Below are 14,692 nucleotides of genomic sequence, written 5' to 3'. Positions count from 1 at the left end.
ATTGGGTGAGGCTATCGTAATAACTTCGGGAAAAGGCGGAGTAGGTAAAACAACAACATCTGCAAACCTCGGTACCGCCTTAGCCATTTTAGGGAAGCGCGTCTGTTTGGTAGACACAGATATCGGACTGCGCAACCTTGATGTCGTAATGGGTCTTGAAAACAGAATTATTTACGACTTAGTAGATGTAATTGAAGGCAGATGCAAGACGCATCAGGCGCTTGTCAAAGACAAACGTTTTGATGATCTGCTGCATTTAATGCCGGCTGCCCAGACAAGCGACAAGACGGCTGTTGTCCCTGAGCAGATCAAATCGCTTGTGCAGGAGCTTAAGCAGGAATTTGATTATGTCATTATTGATTGTCCGGCCGGAATTGAACAAGGCTATAAAAATGCCGTCTCCGGAGCTGATAAGGCGATTGTTGTGACGACGCCGGAAATATCAGCGGTGCGGGACGCTGACCGCATTATCGGACTTTTGGAGCAGGAAGATATCGAACCGCCGCGCCTTATCGTGAACCGCATCAGAAATCACCTGATGAAAAACGGTGACACGATGGATGTGGATGAAGTTGTTCATCATCTGTCTATTGATCTCCTCGGAATCGTTGCTGACGATGATGAAGTGATCAGGGCTTCAAATATCGGCGAACCGATTGCCATGAATTCCAAAAACCGCGCCAGCATTGCGTACCGCAATATCGCCCGGCGCATTTTAGGAGAATCCGTTCCTTTGCAGGTGCTTGAAGAGCAGCAAAAAGGGATGATGGCGAAAATCAAGTCATTTTTCGGCGTGCGTTCATAATATATACCAGAATACAAAGATCTGATGAAGCCCAGCTTATCAGGTCTTTTTGTTTTTCAAGAGCGCATATTTGCAATGGACAAGACATAGGATGTACAAACCCAACGATTGCAAAGGATGATGGCGATGAGTCACAGAGCTGATGAAATTAGAAAAAGACTGGCTAAAAGAAGAAAACAGCGGCCTGAATCAAAACGGACTTTCGTTCAAAACGCCCAAACGCAGAATTTTCCCGCGTGGCAGACGGTCAAGGAGCAGGAAAAGCACAAGCTTCTTCCGGACTACGAATATCAAACGGAACACCCGCCCGAATTTAACGGACGGCATCCATTGATCAGCGCTCATTCTATTATTTTAAAATGCCTGCTGGCCGCCTGTCTCGTACTGATCTCCGCTATTGCCTATAAAACTGACAAACAGCCGCTGAGTCAGATCAAACCGGTGATCGCACAAACCTTTCAAAAAGAATTTCAGTTTGCTGCCGTAAGCAATTGGTTCGTATCTTCCTTCGGAAACCCGCTCGCTTTTCTTACGCCGGGAACGAAAAAGAAGGACGGTCAGGTGGCGGTCAGTCAGGATATGGCCGTTCCTGCCGCGGGGAAAATCCAGCAGGACTTTCAAAATAACGGAGAAGGCGTCGTCGTCGAAACCGCCAGCGAAGCCATTGACAGCGTAAAAGAAGGCTACATTATGGAAGTGAGCAAAGATAAAAAAACAGGGCTGACGGTGAAGGTGCAGCACGCCGACAATACCAGCAGCATTTACGGCCGGCTAAAAGATGTTAACGTTTCATTGTACGACTTTGTCGATAAAGGGAAAAAGATCGGTTCGATCAAGCTCAACGATAAAAGTAAAGGCCAGTACTATTTCGCGATCCAGGATGGCGATAAATTCATAGATCCGATCCAGGTGATCACATTTGATGAATAAATGGCTCATCCTCCTTTTTAAAATTCATGTCCATCCTTTTCTTTGGATTATCATGGGGCTTGGTCTTATGACGGGGCACATCAAAGCGCTGCTGTGTCTTTTGCTGGTCGTATCCGTTCATGAGCTGGGGCATGCTGCTCTGGCTGTGTTTTTTTCGTGGCGCATTAAACGAATCTTTCTGCTCCCTTTCGGCGGGACGGTTGAGGTGGAGGAACACGGAAACCGGCCGCTTAAAGAGGAATTCGCGGTCATCCTGGCGGGCCCGCTTCAGCATGTGTGGCTTCAGGCGGCAGCCTGGCTCTTTTTCATGTCAGGCTTTGCAAGTGAGCAGACATTTGAGATGTTTACCTTTTATAATCTCTCCATTCTTTTCATCAATCTTTTGCCGATCTGGCCGCTTGACGGCGGAAAGTTCGTGTTTTTATACTTCTCTAAACAAATGGCTTTTCAAAAAGCGCATCTCCTCAGCCTGCAGACATCGGCCGTTTCCGCGCTTTTGCTCTGCTGCTGGATTGTGCTGGCCGTCCCCCTTCAGGTCAGCGCATGGGTGCTGTTCGTCTTTCTCGCCGCTTCTTTATGGGATGAATACCGGAAGCGGCATTATATTCAGCTGAGGTTTCTTTTGGAGAGATACTACGGCAAAAACCGCGATGTCGCCATGCTGCATCCTTTGACGGTCGCGGCCGATGCCAAAGTAAAGCATGTCATGGCCGAATTCAAACGGGGATGCAAGCACCCCATTATCGTTGAAAAAGCCGGCGAAAAGCTCAGCCAGCTCGATGAAAATGAAGTGCTTCATGCGTATTTTGCCGATAAACGGACAGATTCCTCTATGGAAGACCTGCTGCTGCCTTACTAGAAATAGATTGACATATCCTTTTGGTTCTGATATATTTTTTAATGTTATGGATGTAGCACCAATGCTACAACCGCTCGGGACAGGTGATAAGAGCTTTAAAGCCCCCTGTTGCTGGCGAGTCTTAGTCTAATAGGAGGTGCAGAGAATGTACGCAATCATTAAAACAGGCGGAAAACAAATCAAAGTTGAAGAAGGTCAAACTGTTTACATCGAAAAACTTGCTGCTGAAGCAGGTGAAACAGTGACGTTTGAAGACGTATTGTTTGTTGGCGGAGACAGCGTGAAAGTCGGCAACCCAACAGTTGCAGGCGCGACAGTTACAGCTAAAGTTGAAAAACAAGGCCGTGCGAAAAAAATCACTGTTTTCCGTTACAAGCCAAAGAAAAATGTTCATAAAAAACAAGGTCATCGTCAGCCTTATACTAAATTGACAATCGAAAAAATCAACGCGTAAGCATGATTGAGGCAACAATTCGAAGATCCCGGAATGACGGGGGCATTTTGTCCTTTGAAATGACGGGACATGCCGATTTTGCTGAACATGGACGAGATCTCGTATGCGCCGGGGTCACGGCTGTCGTTTTCGGAGCGGTCAATGCGGTTATCGCGCTGGCTCCTCTCGAACCGATTCTTGATATAGGCGAGGACGGGGGTTATTTCTACTTTGAATTCCCTGAAGCCGCTGATCAGGAAGCTTTGCAAAAAGCGCAGCTGCTGATTGAAGGCATGATTGTTTCTCTTGAAACGATCGAGCGGGATTACAGTGAACACTTACGGTTGACTGCAAACCAAATATAGGAGGTGAGTTACATGCTTAGATTAGATCTTCAGTTTTTCGCTTCTAAAAAAGGTGTAGGTTCTACAAAGAACGGACGTGACTCTGAATCTAAACGTTTAGGCGCTAAACGTGCAGACGGTCAATTCGTAACAGGCGGATCTATCCTTTACCGTCAACGCGGAACGAAAATCTACCCAGGTGAAAACGTGGGCCGCGGAGGAGATGACACTCTTTTTGCTAAAATCGACGGAACTGTTAAATTCGAACGTTTCGGCCGTGACCGCAAAAAAGTGAGCGTATATCCTGTAGCTCAATAATGACACAAAAAACTCCGGTCGTTGACTGGAGTTTTTTTTGCAGTAAGCGGAGTAACATCAAGAATGAAAAGCAGAGGATGCGTGAGTGAACCCCGCCTTGAATGAGGACATCAGCTTCCCATACCCACTGGATATGTTCCCCAAGCAGTGATACCAAAAATGTTTCTGCCTGGCATCCGCATTGTATGCGATCCGAAAAAGGAACATGATGAACCAGGAAAAACAAGTGTTTTTTTAACAAAGCCTTCTCTGTTATAATTCATAGTACACACTTATCAAGACTCCTAAAAAGAAATTAAACGATTGGGAGTGCGAAAATGAAGGATGTATCGAAGAAACAAGAAGAACCTGTAAGCGATGCGGCTCTGATCAATGAGCTGATCCAATTAATGGGCCATTTCCGTCATGATTGGATGAATAAGCTGCAGCTGATAAAAGGAAACTTAAGTTTGCAGAAGTATGACAGGGTCGTTGAAATTATTGACGAAATGGTCATAGATGCAAAGCACGAATCAAAGCTCTCAAACCTGAAAACCCCGCACTTGGCGTTTGACTTTCTTACATTTAATTGGAAGTCCCGTTATATGAGACTCGAATACGAAGTGCTCGGAGAAATTAAAGATTTATCGGCATATGATCAAAAGCTGTCGAACCTGATGAGAAAACTGTTTCATCTGTTCGGTCTGGCAGTAAGCAATGAAAGTGAAAATCATCTGACCGTATCGCTGCAGACAGATCACCCTGACAGACAGCTTATTGTATATCTCGATTTTCATGGAACGATTGCAAATGCAGATGTGTTTGATGAATTTCGCAAATCCCGGTATGAGGACTTTGATGTCATGCAATTTGAGCTGACCGGCCATGAATGTGTGGCCGAAATTGGAATGAACTAGCGGTTTTTTACGGTTTAGAACGGAGGATATTATGTTTGTAGATCAGGTGAAAGTATATGTAAAAGGCGGCGACGGCGGTAACGGAATGGTTGCGTTCCGCCGTGAAAAATATGTCCCGAAAGGCGGGCCTGCCGGCGGTGACGGAGGTAATGGAGGCGACGTCGTTTTTGAGGTTGATGAAGGACTGCGCACGCTCATGGACTTCCGGTACCAGCGGCATTTCAAAGCGATACGCGGCGAGCACGGCATGTCTAAAAACCAGCACGGCAGAAATGCGGACGATATGGTTGTTAAAGTTCCGCCCGGCACAGTCGTAACGGATGACGATACAAAACAGGTCATTGCCGATCTGACTGAGCACGGGCAGCGCGCCGTCATCGCAAAAGGCGGACGCGGCGGACGCGGAAATACCCGCTTTGCGACACCGGCCAACCCGGCACCGCAGCTGTCAGAGCACGGAGAGCCCGGAAAAGAGCGCTATATCGTGCTTGAACTGAAAGTGCTTGCAGACGTAGGTCTCGTCGGCTTTCCGAGCGTCGGAAAATCTACGCTTCTGTCTGTCGTTTCATCGGCAAAGCCGAAAATCGCCGATTATCATTTTACAACGCTTGTTCCGAATCTGGGCATGGTGGAAACGGATGACGGAAGAAGCTTCGTCATGGCGGATCTGCCCGGTTTGATTGAAGGAGCGCACGAAGGAGTCGGCTTAGGCCACCAATTTCTCCGCCATATCGAACGGACGCGTGTCATCGTTCACGTCATTGACATGTCAGCGATGGAAGGCCGCGATCCGTATGAGGATTATGTGACCATTAATCAGGAGCTCAGTGAATATAATCTGCGGCTGACGGAGCGTCCGCAAATTATCGTTGCGAATAAAATGGACATGCCCGAAGCGGCTGAAAATCTTAAAGCGTTTAAAGAAAAGCTTCAGGATGATCACCCTGTCTTCCCGATCAGTGCGGTGACGAGAGAAGGGCTCCGCGATCTTCTGTTTGAAGTCGCCAACCAGCTGGAAACAACGCCTGAATTCCCGCTGTATGATGAAGAAGAACTGGCGGAAAACCGCGTAATGTACACGATGGAAGACGAAGAAATTCCATTTAACATTACCCGTGATCCGGACGGCGCGTTTGTGCTTTCAGGTGACAGCCTGGAACGCCTCTTTAAAATGACTGACTTCTCCCGTGACGAATCCGTCAAGCGTTTTGCAAGACAGATGCGCGGTATGGGCGTTGATGAAGCGCTCAGAGAACGCGGTGCTAAAGACGGCGATATCATCCGGCTTCTGGAATTTGAATTTGAATTTATTGATTAAAAAAACGGAGAGCTTGCGTTGCAGGCTCTCTGATGTAAAAGGGAGGGGTGCAGGTGAAAGAAGAGACATTTTATTTAGTGCGTGAAGACGTTCTGCCTGATGCGATGCGGAAAACCCTTGAAGTCAAAAAGCTGCTCGACAGAAAAAAGGCTGAATCGGTTGCAGATGCCGTGCAGAAAGTTGATTTAAGCAGAAGCGCTTTTTACAAATACCGAGATGCGGTTTTCCCTTTTTACACGATGGTTAAAGAACAAATAATCACACTTTTCTTTCATTTGGAGGATCGGTCAGGCGCGTTATCCCAGCTTTTGCAGGCGGTGGCTGACTCAGGAAGCAACGTACTTTCCATTCACCAGACGATTCCGCTTCAGGGCAGGGCGAATGTCACGCTCTCAATCAGTACGTCCGCAATGGAAGAAAACATTCATACGTTAATGAATAAACTGAGAAAATTTGATTTTATAGAAAAAGTTGAGATCTTAGGGTCAGGCGCGTAAGGAGAGAAGAGACATGAAAGTCGGTTATTTAGGGCCAGAAGCCACATTTACACATCTAGCAGTCAGTTCCTGCTTTCAAAACAGCGTGACACAAGCACCTTATCAAACAATACCGGCATGCATGGATGCGGCGGTTGCGGGAGAAGTTGATCTTGCATTTGTTCCTTTGGAAAACGCGCTGGAGGGCTCGGTTAACTTAACGATTGACTATTTGATTCATGAGCAGCCTCTTGCGATCGTGGGGGAAATGACGCTGCCGATTCACCAGCATCTGCTCGTTCACCCTTCAAGAGAAAATGAGTGGAAAAAGCTTGAGAAAATTTATTCTCATTCCCATGCGATTGCGCAATGCCACAAATTTCTTCACCGGCATTTTTCGTCCGTTCCTTATGAGTATGCGAAGTCAACAGGTGCGGCTGCCAAGTATGTCAGTGAGCATTCGGACCTTCCGATCGGCGTGATTGCAAATGAAATGGCCGCCGCTACATACGGATTGAGCATCGTGAAGCGGGATATTCAGGATTATCAGGACAACCACACGAGATTTGTCATTCTTTCGCCTGAAAAAGACGTCTCATTCGAAGTGAATGCGAAACTGTCTTCACGGCCGAAAACGACGATGATGGTAACGCTTCCCCAAGATGACCAATCAGGTGCGCTGCACAGGGTGCTGTCCGCTTTTTCATGGAGAAACCTGAATTTATCAAAGATCGAATCGCGGCCGACAAAAACGGGTCTCGGCAACTATTTCTTTATTATTGATATTGAACAGGCGATGGATCAGGTTCTCATTCCCGGTGCCGTTCAAGAGATGGAAGCCCTCGGCTGCCGGGTCAAGCTTCTGGGAACATATCAATCCTATTCGATATAAAAAAAGCCCTTCAGGGGGCTTTTTTTTAATCTTTTATTAAAATACCCGCGTCGTCCAGCGCTTGGCAGGCTTGGTCAATCCGCTCTTTTGTCGGGGCGCTTAACGTATGGAGGTGCACGCCTCCGGTCAGCTGTGAAAGGTAAGCGGCATTTGTCGAGTTAATGTGATCCATGAATTGTTTGACTTCTTTCCGTGTACTGACTCTTATGGCGGCGGTTAAATCGCCGTATACGGGGTGTTCAATTATGACGTCCTTTATGGTGACGCCTTCATCGACAATAAGTGCAAGCTCTTCTTCCGTCCGCTCCGGGCCGTGCAGACAGGCGACAATCCGTTCGGCATTTTTTTCGCCGCCGGCATTCATGCTGATGTATAAGTAGCCTTGGCTCGTCGCGATAATCGGCTCGTTTTTTGCTTTCAAAAGCGATATGTCCTGCACGATCACCTGTCTTGAGACATTTGCTTTTTTGGCCAATTCGCCTCCTGTTAATGGCGAGCCGGCTTCTTTCAGCCAATGAAGCAGCATGTCGCGTCTTTTCTCCCCAGTAAGCTTCGTTCCTTCTGTCAAATTGCTGATTCTCCTTTCTTTTGCTCCCATAGCGCCGTAAATGTATGTATCAGCATATCGAGCTGTTCACATGTTGTTTCGTTTCCGAATGAGATCCGGAAAAACTGCCGCGCTTCCCGTTCGGTTTTTCTCAGCGCCTTCATAGCTGAAGAAGGGCCGTGGCTGCCGGCGGAACATGCGCTCCCGGTTGAGATGCAAATATCGTTACGATTACATTCTAACATAATATATTGTCCTTCAAAGGAGTGAAAAAAACACCCGACAATGTGGGGCAGGCATTCACCGCCGGTTTCTTCCTCTGAAAATGAAATGGGGAGGCCTTGACGCCGAATTTGGTCATACAAATAATTCCTCAGCCTGTCAGCATGCTCACGGTGTTCCTCCATATGTTTCACTGCATACTCCGCAGCAGCGGTAAAAGCGCCGATGGCCGGCACATTCACCGTACCGGGCCTGAACCCGTTTTCATGCACGGTATGCGGATAAACCGGGTTCCAGCTGACACCGGGCCGAATGTAAACAGCCCCGGTGCCTTTCGGGCCGTATACTTTATGACCGGAGATGGAAAGGGCGTCGATTCCCGCCTGATCCGCATCAATCGGCAGTTTGCCGAAACTTTGAACACAATCGCAATGCAGCAAAATGTTTCTCTGGTGAAGAAAAGCGGCCAGACGATTCACAGGCTGGATGAGGCCGGTTTCTGAATTGGCGTGCTGTATGGAAACGAGCCCCGTGTCAGGACGGACATGAGCCGCCAGTATGTCCTCGGTTATAAGGCCGTTTTCGTCGGGATATATGATGGTGACATCAATTCCACGGTCAGCTAAAAACGCCGCGGCATTATGGATCGAATGGTGTTCCATTGCGGTCGTAATAAAATGTTTTTTGTGATCGGGCAGGCCGTGCAGCAATGATTGGACGGCCAGGATGTTCGCTTCCGTTCCGCCGCTTGTAAAGTAAATGCCGTCTGCCGCTCCGCCGATCAATTTGCCTGCAGAATGTCTGCAATATTCCAGCACGTCCGCCGCTCTTCCTCCGGCGTCATGAAGGCTGCTTGCATTGCCGTATACCTCTGTGCTGAGATGCTGAAAGACTTTCGCGGCTTCTTTGCTTAAAGGCGCTCCCGCCGCGTAATCAAGATAAATCATACAGCCCGTCTCCTATCCGTTTATGTTAAAAAAAGCTTGAGTTTATTTTATCGTTGTGTAAATATAGGTGTCAAGACAGGTGTAAACATAACAGGAGGGTGATGTATGTCTGAAAAAACAATTATCGTCATTGGTTCGGGGACGGCGGCCCTTGCCTGTGCTTCCTCATTTCCTCCGTCATACCAAGTGACCGTCATCACAAAGAGAAACGTAACGAACAGCAATTCGCATTATGCTCAAGGCGGGATTGCTGTTTCATATGCAAAAGATGACTCTATAGAATCCCATGTGAACGATACACTGTATGCGGGATGCGGACACAATGACGTGACAGCCGTGCGGCATTTGCTGAAAAGCGGACAAAGCATGATAAACAGGCTGATAGAAGGCCATTTCCCTTTTGATACGAAGTCGGACGGAACGTTTTGTCTCGGCAGGGAAGGCGCTCATTCCAAAAGGAGAATTCTGCACGCCGGGGGAGATGCGACCGGACGGATGTTGGTTGAGTTTCTGGTTCAGCAGCTGAGGGACGGCATACGGATCATTGAACACGAGACGGTTGTTGATCTGCTGATTGAACACGGACGATGCGCAGGCGTTGCCGCAAAGGATGCTTCAGGCGCTGTTTCTTACAGAAGAGCGGATTGTGTAGTGCTTGCATCAGGCGGCTGCGGCAGTCTGTACCAATATCACACAAATGATTCCGCCATAACGGGAGACGGCATCACTCTTGCCTTCCGCGCGGGAGCTGAGATCACGGATATGGAGTTCACCCAGTTCCACCCGACCCTCCTTGTGAAAAACGAGACTGTGTACGGCCTGATTTCTGAAGCAGTGAGGGGAGAAGGCGGATATTTAGCGGATCGCTTCGGGCGCAGGATCATGGCTGGCAGACACGCGCTTGAAGATTTGGCGCCCCGGGATGTGGTTTCACGGGCGATTTATGAAGAAATGATGAAAGAAAATCCTGTTTTTATAAATTGCAGCCGAATAGCCGATTTTAAGAAACGTTTTCCGACCATAACAGAAATTTGTCAAACAGCCGGTGTTGATCTTGAAAGCGGGATTCCCGTAGCACCCGGAATGCATTTTTTAATGGGCGGAGTAAAAGCCGATACATGGGGGAAAACGTCCGTGCCTGATTTGTACGCCATAGGCGAGACCGCCTGCACTGGATTGCACGGGGCGAACCGCCTTGCGAGCAACTCACTGCTGGAAGCGCTGGCAAGCGGGAAACGATGTGCTGAACATATCACTCAAACACCGTTAAACGGAAGATATAAAAAAACCCCGAAGAAATCTGACGTCATCTTAGAAGTGCCGGACACAACGCTTCATGTGCTCCAAGCCAAAATGACAACCGGAGCGGGCATTGTCAGGGAAAAAGAAAACCTGCAGGCGCTGGCATCCTGGCTTAACAACGTATCTGTGCGTCATATAAATGTGAAGGATATCACAATGGAACAAGCCGAGCTATCCTGCTTATGGAAGACTGCGCAACTTGTTGTGACCTCAGCCCTTATTCGGGAAGAAAGCAGGGGCGCTCATTTTCGCGCTGATTTTCCCGGGACGGAGAAAGAGTGGCACGGAAAACAAATCATTCATTCAACATCTGGAACAGCTATCAGAAAAAACGAAAGGATTGGGGAACTATGGACATTCTGCAGCTAAAACAAATGCTGACTCATTTTTTTCAGGAAGATATCGGAACGGGTGATGCGACGTCACAAGCGATTTTTTCTGATCAGCAATGTAAAGCGCGAATCATCGCAAAAACAGACGGCGTGTTTGCCGGAGAAGCCGTTATCCGTGAAGGATGGAAGCTTTTACACGATGATATCCGCATCCGCTCCCTGAAAAAAGACGGAGAACGGATGAAAAAAGGAGACGTGCTCGCTGAAATAGAAGGCCAGGCGGCGGCTCTTCTTACGGGGGAGCGGGTCATTCTGAATCTCATACAAAGAATGTCAGGCATTGCGACAATGACGGATGAGGCCAAAAGGCGTCTTGATGATCCGTCCATTAAGCTTTGTGATACGAGAAAAACAACACCCGGGCTCAGAATGCTGGAAAAATACGCCGTTCGGGTCGGAGGCGGCTTTAATCATCGCTTCGGCTTATATGACGGCATCATGATAAAAGATAATCATATTGCCGCCTGCGGATCGATAAGGGCGGCAATGGAGCGGGCAAGAAAAACGGCGGGGCAGATGCTTGCGGTGGAAGTCGAAATCGAATCCGAACAGCAGCTGCTCGAGGCAATAGAAGCGGGTGCAGACGTTATTATGTTTGACAACTGTCCGCCTGAGTCCGTCCGGCGTTTTGCAGGTATGACACCGGGCCATATCAAAACGGAAGCATCCGGAGGCATAACGCTCGACACGTTGCCCGCTTATAAAGGAACGGGGGTCCAATATATTTCACTCGGATTTCTGACTCATTCAGTAAAAAGCGCCGACATCAGCATGGATGTTGAGGCTGCGGAACAGGGGGATTTTTAAGATGTCTATTTTTGACGTGCTAACTGCATCAGCCGAAATGATGCCGAGCCATTATAAAGACATGAGCACAGGAGAAATGGAAAAGCGGGTCGCCGCCATTAAACGGGCTTTCGGAAAGCGCCTGTTCATTCCGGGGCATCACTATCAAAAAGACGAAGTAATACAATTCGCCGATACGGCAGGTGACTCTCTGCAGCTTGCTCAAGTGGCAGAAAAAAATAAAGAGGCGGAATATATTGTGTTTTGCGGCGTGCATTTTATGGCGGAAACCGCTGATATGCTGACTGATGATAACCAAACCGTCATTTTGCCCGACATGCGCGCCGGATGCTCGATGGCTGATATGGCAGATATTCAGCAGACGGACAAAGCATGGCAAGAGCTTCAAGAACTGTACGGTAACACCATCATTCCGTTAACATATGTTAACTCGACGGCGGAAATTAAAGCATTCGTCGGACGGCACGGAGGAGCGACCGTCACCTCTTCGAATGCCCGGAGTGTGCTGAAATGGGCTTTTAAACAAAAAGAGAGAATTTTATTTTTGCCGGATCAGCATTTAGGCAGAAATACGGCCTATGACCTTGGCATTCCGCTGACAGAAATGGCTGTATGGGACCCGGTGCAGAACCGATTGCTTACTGACCATCCGGAAAACATTAAGGTTATCCTTTGGAAAGGGCATTGCTCCGTACACGAAAAGTTTACAGAGGAAAATATTTCTCAGCTGCGGCAGCGGGATTCCGGCATCCGCATTATCGTTCATCCGGAATGTTCGCGGGAAGTGGTCTCGCTCAGTGACGACAGCGGGTCTACCAAATACATTATTGATACGATCGAACAGGCTGAACCGGGAAGCAAATGGGCGATCGGCACGGAAATGAATCTTGTTCAGCGCCTCATTCACTCGCATCCGGATAAACAGATTGAATCATTGAATCCCGATATGTGTCCGTGTCTGACTATGAACAGAATCGACCTGCCGCATTTATTGTGGTCGCTTGAGCAGCTTGAAAAAGGCGAGCCGAAGGGTGTCATTAAAGTTCCGGAAGCGGTTCGGACAGAAGCGCTTCGTGCTTTGAACAGAATGCTGAGTCATACGTAATCATAAAAATTTCCCCTCCTTCCCAAATTTTTTATCATCATGCCCAGTCCATCGGCATATAGTGTGAAGAAACGTATTGTAATGACAAATGTACCGTTCACGTTTTGTGCATAGGAGGGGAAAACGTTGAAAATTCATATCGTTCAAAAAGGCGATTCGCTCTGGAAAATAGCTGAAAAATACGGAGTTGATCTTGAAGAGTTAAAAAAACTGAATCATCAGCTTAGCAATCCAGACTTAATTATGCCTGGAATGAAGATAAAGGTGCCTTCAGAAGCCGTTCCGGTCAGAAAAGAACCTAAGGCCGGCTTCGGAACGTCTGCGCATAAGCATGAGCATCCATATGCCAAAGAAAAACCGAAAGCAGTTGTGGACATTGAAGACACCATACCGGAAGAACCAAAGCCGTCAATTCCGTATGTGCCGCCAATCCCTGAAAAGCATGAAAATGTGCTGCCGGAAGCTGATATGAACCAATATTACCCGTCCAATCAGCTGTTTCAGCCGTGGTCGCCTCCTAAGCCGGAGGAACCGGTGACACATTTTGTCGAGCCGAAAGAAAAAGAGCATGACAATAACATTCCACAACAGGAGGAAATGATCAACATGGAAAACGCGAATTACCCGAATATGCCAAAGGCGCCTGAAGCCGGAAAGATGGAAGAAGAAAACGCCGCTTATCATCTGCCGAACATGCCAAACATTCCGAATGTCCCGTATCCGAATATGCCGGCCGTTGAACCGTCTTTTATGCATTACCCGATGCCGTGCATGCCTTGTCCTTGTCCGGTTCCGGTGACACCGATGCTGCCGGGTTCGGGACTATGCCATCCGTGCTTCCCGGTAGGCGGAGGTTTCGGCGGTTTTGGAGGAGGTTTTGGAGGCTTTCCGGTAATGCCGATGCCGTTACCGTACGGATTCCATCATCCGGGATTTGGGCCGCAAGCGGGTTACGGTGAATATGAAAACCAGGCCCATGAAAATGCAGAGCATTATGATGGTTCTGCATCTGGTTTCGGCGGTGCTCCGTACGGTCAAATGCCGTATTACGGCGGATATTCGTCACATTACGCAAACGCGCCTCATCATGATGGAAAATATAAGGATGATGATTGCGGCTGCCATGATTCACATCATCACCACCACCATCACCACGGTTCACATCACCATCACGCAAATATGCCTGTGCAGCCGTATCCGAATATGGGTGCAAACGCCGGATATTTTATGCCTTACGGCGGAGCAAATCCTAGTGCCGCGCCGAATCAGCCGAGTCCAAATCAAGTATTCGGACGGCCGGAGGAAGAAGAAGATTAATGTTTCGGGACGATGTATGTCGTTCCTTTTTTTATGTCCAACTGAGGAATGGACATAACTGACAAGCTTAAACCCGCCGCCCGCCGCACATCCTAAACATGAGCGGAAAACGCTCAAAACAGCGATGAATCCACGGGGGGTTTTTCCATTGGGTAAAAAACTGATGACGATCGCGGGCGTTTTAGCCGTGACGGCAAGCTTAACGGCATGCGGAGCAAATAATGCCATGAATGACGGACGCTACAACCAGTCAACACGTCCGGTCGGATATTATTCGAATGATAATGGTAACGGCAGAGGCCAGTACGGAATGGACCATCAAGGACCCGTTTCTGAAATGATGGAAAACCGAAACGGCCGTCATAATACGACAAACGTGTCCGACCAGTACGCGCCTAATGACGGGGTTCCGTTAACGACGGACGGCACATATAACGGCCGAAATGTCAATACGCCGCCGGCAGCAATGTCTTATAATGGGTATGACAACGCCGAAAACATCAGGTTGGCGGCAAAAGTTGCAAACCGCGTGAAAAAAGTAAACGGCGTACAGGATAGTCAGGTCATCGTGACTGACACGAGAGTCGTCATTGCCGTCAGAACAAATCATCCTTTTACGAAAAATGATGATAAACATGTCAAACATGCGGCCAAAAAATTCGCGGACGGCCGTACAATTCAAGTGTTTACCGACAACGCTACTTTTACAAAGCTGCAAGACATGAACAGAAACAGCCGTTAAACGGGACTGCCGGATGATTTCATCCGGCAGTATTTTTATG

At 48.1% G+C, this 14,692-nt stretch carries 17 protein-coding genes and 1 other annotated feature; of the genes, 15 read left to right on the top strand and 2 right to left on the bottom strand.

Features of this window, described 5'->3' with window-relative positions; genetic code table 11:
* Window position 1 precedes the first annotated feature (1 nt).
* From minD to pheA, 10 genes are all read left to right on the top strand, one after another.
* A complete protein-coding gene (gene minD, locus JNUCC22_RS12735; RefSeq protein WP_016938784.1) occupies window positions 2-805 on the top strand; it encodes a septum site-determining protein MinD in 804 nt (267 codons plus the stop codon).
* 126 nt (window positions 806-931) lie between these two features.
* Window positions 932-1,735: a M23 family metallopeptidase gene (locus tag JNUCC22_RS12730; protein ID WP_072589419.1), complete on the top strand. Its 804-nt coding sequence runs from the start codon at window positions 932-934 to the stop codon at window positions 1,733-1,735.
* Window positions 1,728-2,594 carry a M50 family metallopeptidase gene (locus JNUCC22_RS12725; protein ID WP_007408169.1) on the top strand — a complete coding sequence of 289 codons (867 nt, stop codon included), beginning with the start codon at window positions 1,728-1,730 and terminating at the stop codon, window positions 2,592-2,594. The genes JNUCC22_RS12730 and JNUCC22_RS12725 overlap by 8 nt, the downstream gene beginning before the upstream one ends.
* Before the next feature lie 58 nt (window positions 2,595-2,652).
* Window positions 2,653-2,726, top strand: a sequence feature (ribosomal protein L21 leader region).
* A gap of 13 nt (window positions 2,727-2,739) precedes the next feature.
* Window positions 2,740-3,048: a 50S ribosomal protein L21 gene (gene rplU / locus JNUCC22_RS12720; protein ID WP_003152660.1), complete on the top strand. Its 309-nt coding sequence runs from the start codon at window positions 2,740-2,742 to the stop codon at window positions 3,046-3,048.
* 2 nt (window positions 3,049-3,050) lie between these two features.
* Window positions 3,051-3,392, top strand: coding sequence for a ribosomal-processing cysteine protease Prp (locus tag JNUCC22_RS12715; protein ID WP_012118103.1), 342 nt, complete (start codon window positions 3,051-3,053; stop codon window positions 3,390-3,392).
* Window positions 3,393-3,404: 12 nt separating this feature from the next.
* A complete protein-coding gene (gene rpmA, locus JNUCC22_RS12710; protein WP_003152662.1) occupies window positions 3,405-3,689 on the top strand; it encodes a 50S ribosomal protein L27 in 285 nt (94 codons plus the stop codon).
* Between the two features lie 317 nt (window positions 3,690-4,006).
* A complete protein-coding gene (locus JNUCC22_RS12705; protein ID WP_003152664.1) occupies window positions 4,007-4,585 on the top strand; it encodes a sporulation initiation phosphotransferase B in 579 nt (192 codons plus the stop codon).
* A 31-nt stretch (window positions 4,586-4,616) separates the two neighbouring features.
* Window positions 4,617-5,903 (top strand): GTPase ObgE, encoded by a 1,287-nt coding sequence (gene obgE / locus JNUCC22_RS12700; protein WP_007408172.1) that lies wholly within the window; start codon window positions 4,617-4,619, stop codon window positions 5,901-5,903.
* 53 nt (window positions 5,904-5,956) lie between these two features.
* Window positions 5,957-6,400: a transcriptional regulator ThrR gene (gene thrR / locus JNUCC22_RS12695; protein WP_007408173.1), complete on the top strand. Its 444-nt coding sequence runs from the start codon at window positions 5,957-5,959 to the stop codon at window positions 6,398-6,400.
* Window positions 6,401-6,413: 13 nt separating this feature from the next.
* Entirely contained in the window at window positions 6,414-7,271 is an 858-nt protein-coding gene (gene pheA, locus JNUCC22_RS12690) for a prephenate dehydratase (RefSeq protein ID WP_003152668.1), read from the top strand.
* 25 nt (window positions 7,272-7,296) lie between these two features.
* Here the strand turns inward: pheA and JNUCC22_RS12685 are convergent, their stop codons facing one another.
* Both JNUCC22_RS12685 and JNUCC22_RS12680 read right to left on the bottom strand, forming a co-directional pair.
* Window positions 7,297-7,839 carry a transcription repressor NadR gene (locus JNUCC22_RS12685; protein WP_012118101.1) on the bottom strand — a complete coding sequence of 181 codons (543 nt, stop codon included), beginning with the start codon at window positions 7,837-7,839 and terminating at the stop codon, window positions 7,297-7,299.
* On the bottom strand, window positions 7,836-8,987 hold the full coding sequence (locus tag JNUCC22_RS12680) for an IscS subfamily cysteine desulfurase (RefSeq protein ID WP_047935991.1): 1,152 nt from the start codon (window positions 8,985-8,987) through the stop codon (window positions 7,836-7,838). Before JNUCC22_RS12680 ends, JNUCC22_RS12685 begins: the two co-directional genes overlap by 4 nt.
* 105 nt (window positions 8,988-9,092) lie before the next feature.
* Between JNUCC22_RS12680 and nadB the strand changes: the two genes are divergently transcribed.
* From nadB to JNUCC22_RS12655, 5 genes are all read left to right on the top strand, one after another.
* A complete protein-coding gene (gene nadB, locus JNUCC22_RS12675; protein WP_047935990.1) occupies window positions 9,093-10,658 on the top strand; it encodes an L-aspartate oxidase in 1,566 nt (521 codons plus the stop codon).
* Complete coding sequence (gene nadC, locus JNUCC22_RS12670) at window positions 10,640-11,488, top strand: carboxylating nicotinate-nucleotide diphosphorylase (protein WP_020956145.1); 849 nt, start codon at window positions 10,640-10,642, stop codon at window positions 11,486-11,488. Before nadB ends, nadC begins: the two co-directional genes overlap by 19 nt.
* A gap of 1 nt (window position 11,489) precedes the next feature.
* Window positions 11,490-12,593, top strand: coding sequence for a quinolinate synthase NadA (gene nadA / locus JNUCC22_RS12665; protein ID WP_129003639.1), 1,104 nt, complete (start codon window positions 11,490-11,492; stop codon window positions 12,591-12,593).
* Window positions 12,594-12,719: 126 nt separating this feature from the next.
* Entirely contained in the window at window positions 12,720-13,910 is a 1,191-nt protein-coding gene (gene safA / locus JNUCC22_RS12660) for a SafA/ExsA family spore coat assembly protein (RefSeq protein WP_216061776.1), read from the top strand.
* 148 nt (window positions 13,911-14,058) lie between these two features.
* Window positions 14,059-14,652, top strand: coding sequence for a YhcN/YlaJ family sporulation lipoprotein (locus JNUCC22_RS12655; protein ID WP_020954253.1), 594 nt, complete (start codon window positions 14,059-14,061; stop codon window positions 14,650-14,652).
* Window positions 14,653-14,692 lie beyond the last annotated feature (40 nt).

This window comes from Bacillus sp. JNUCC-22 (assembly GCF_018861275.1).
GTDB classification, from domain to species: domain Bacteria; phylum Bacillota; class Bacilli; order Bacillales; family Bacillaceae; genus Bacillus; species Bacillus velezensis.
The sequence above is the reverse complement of the archived record's forward strand: the minus strand, read 5'-3'. Positions and strand labels throughout refer to the sequence as shown.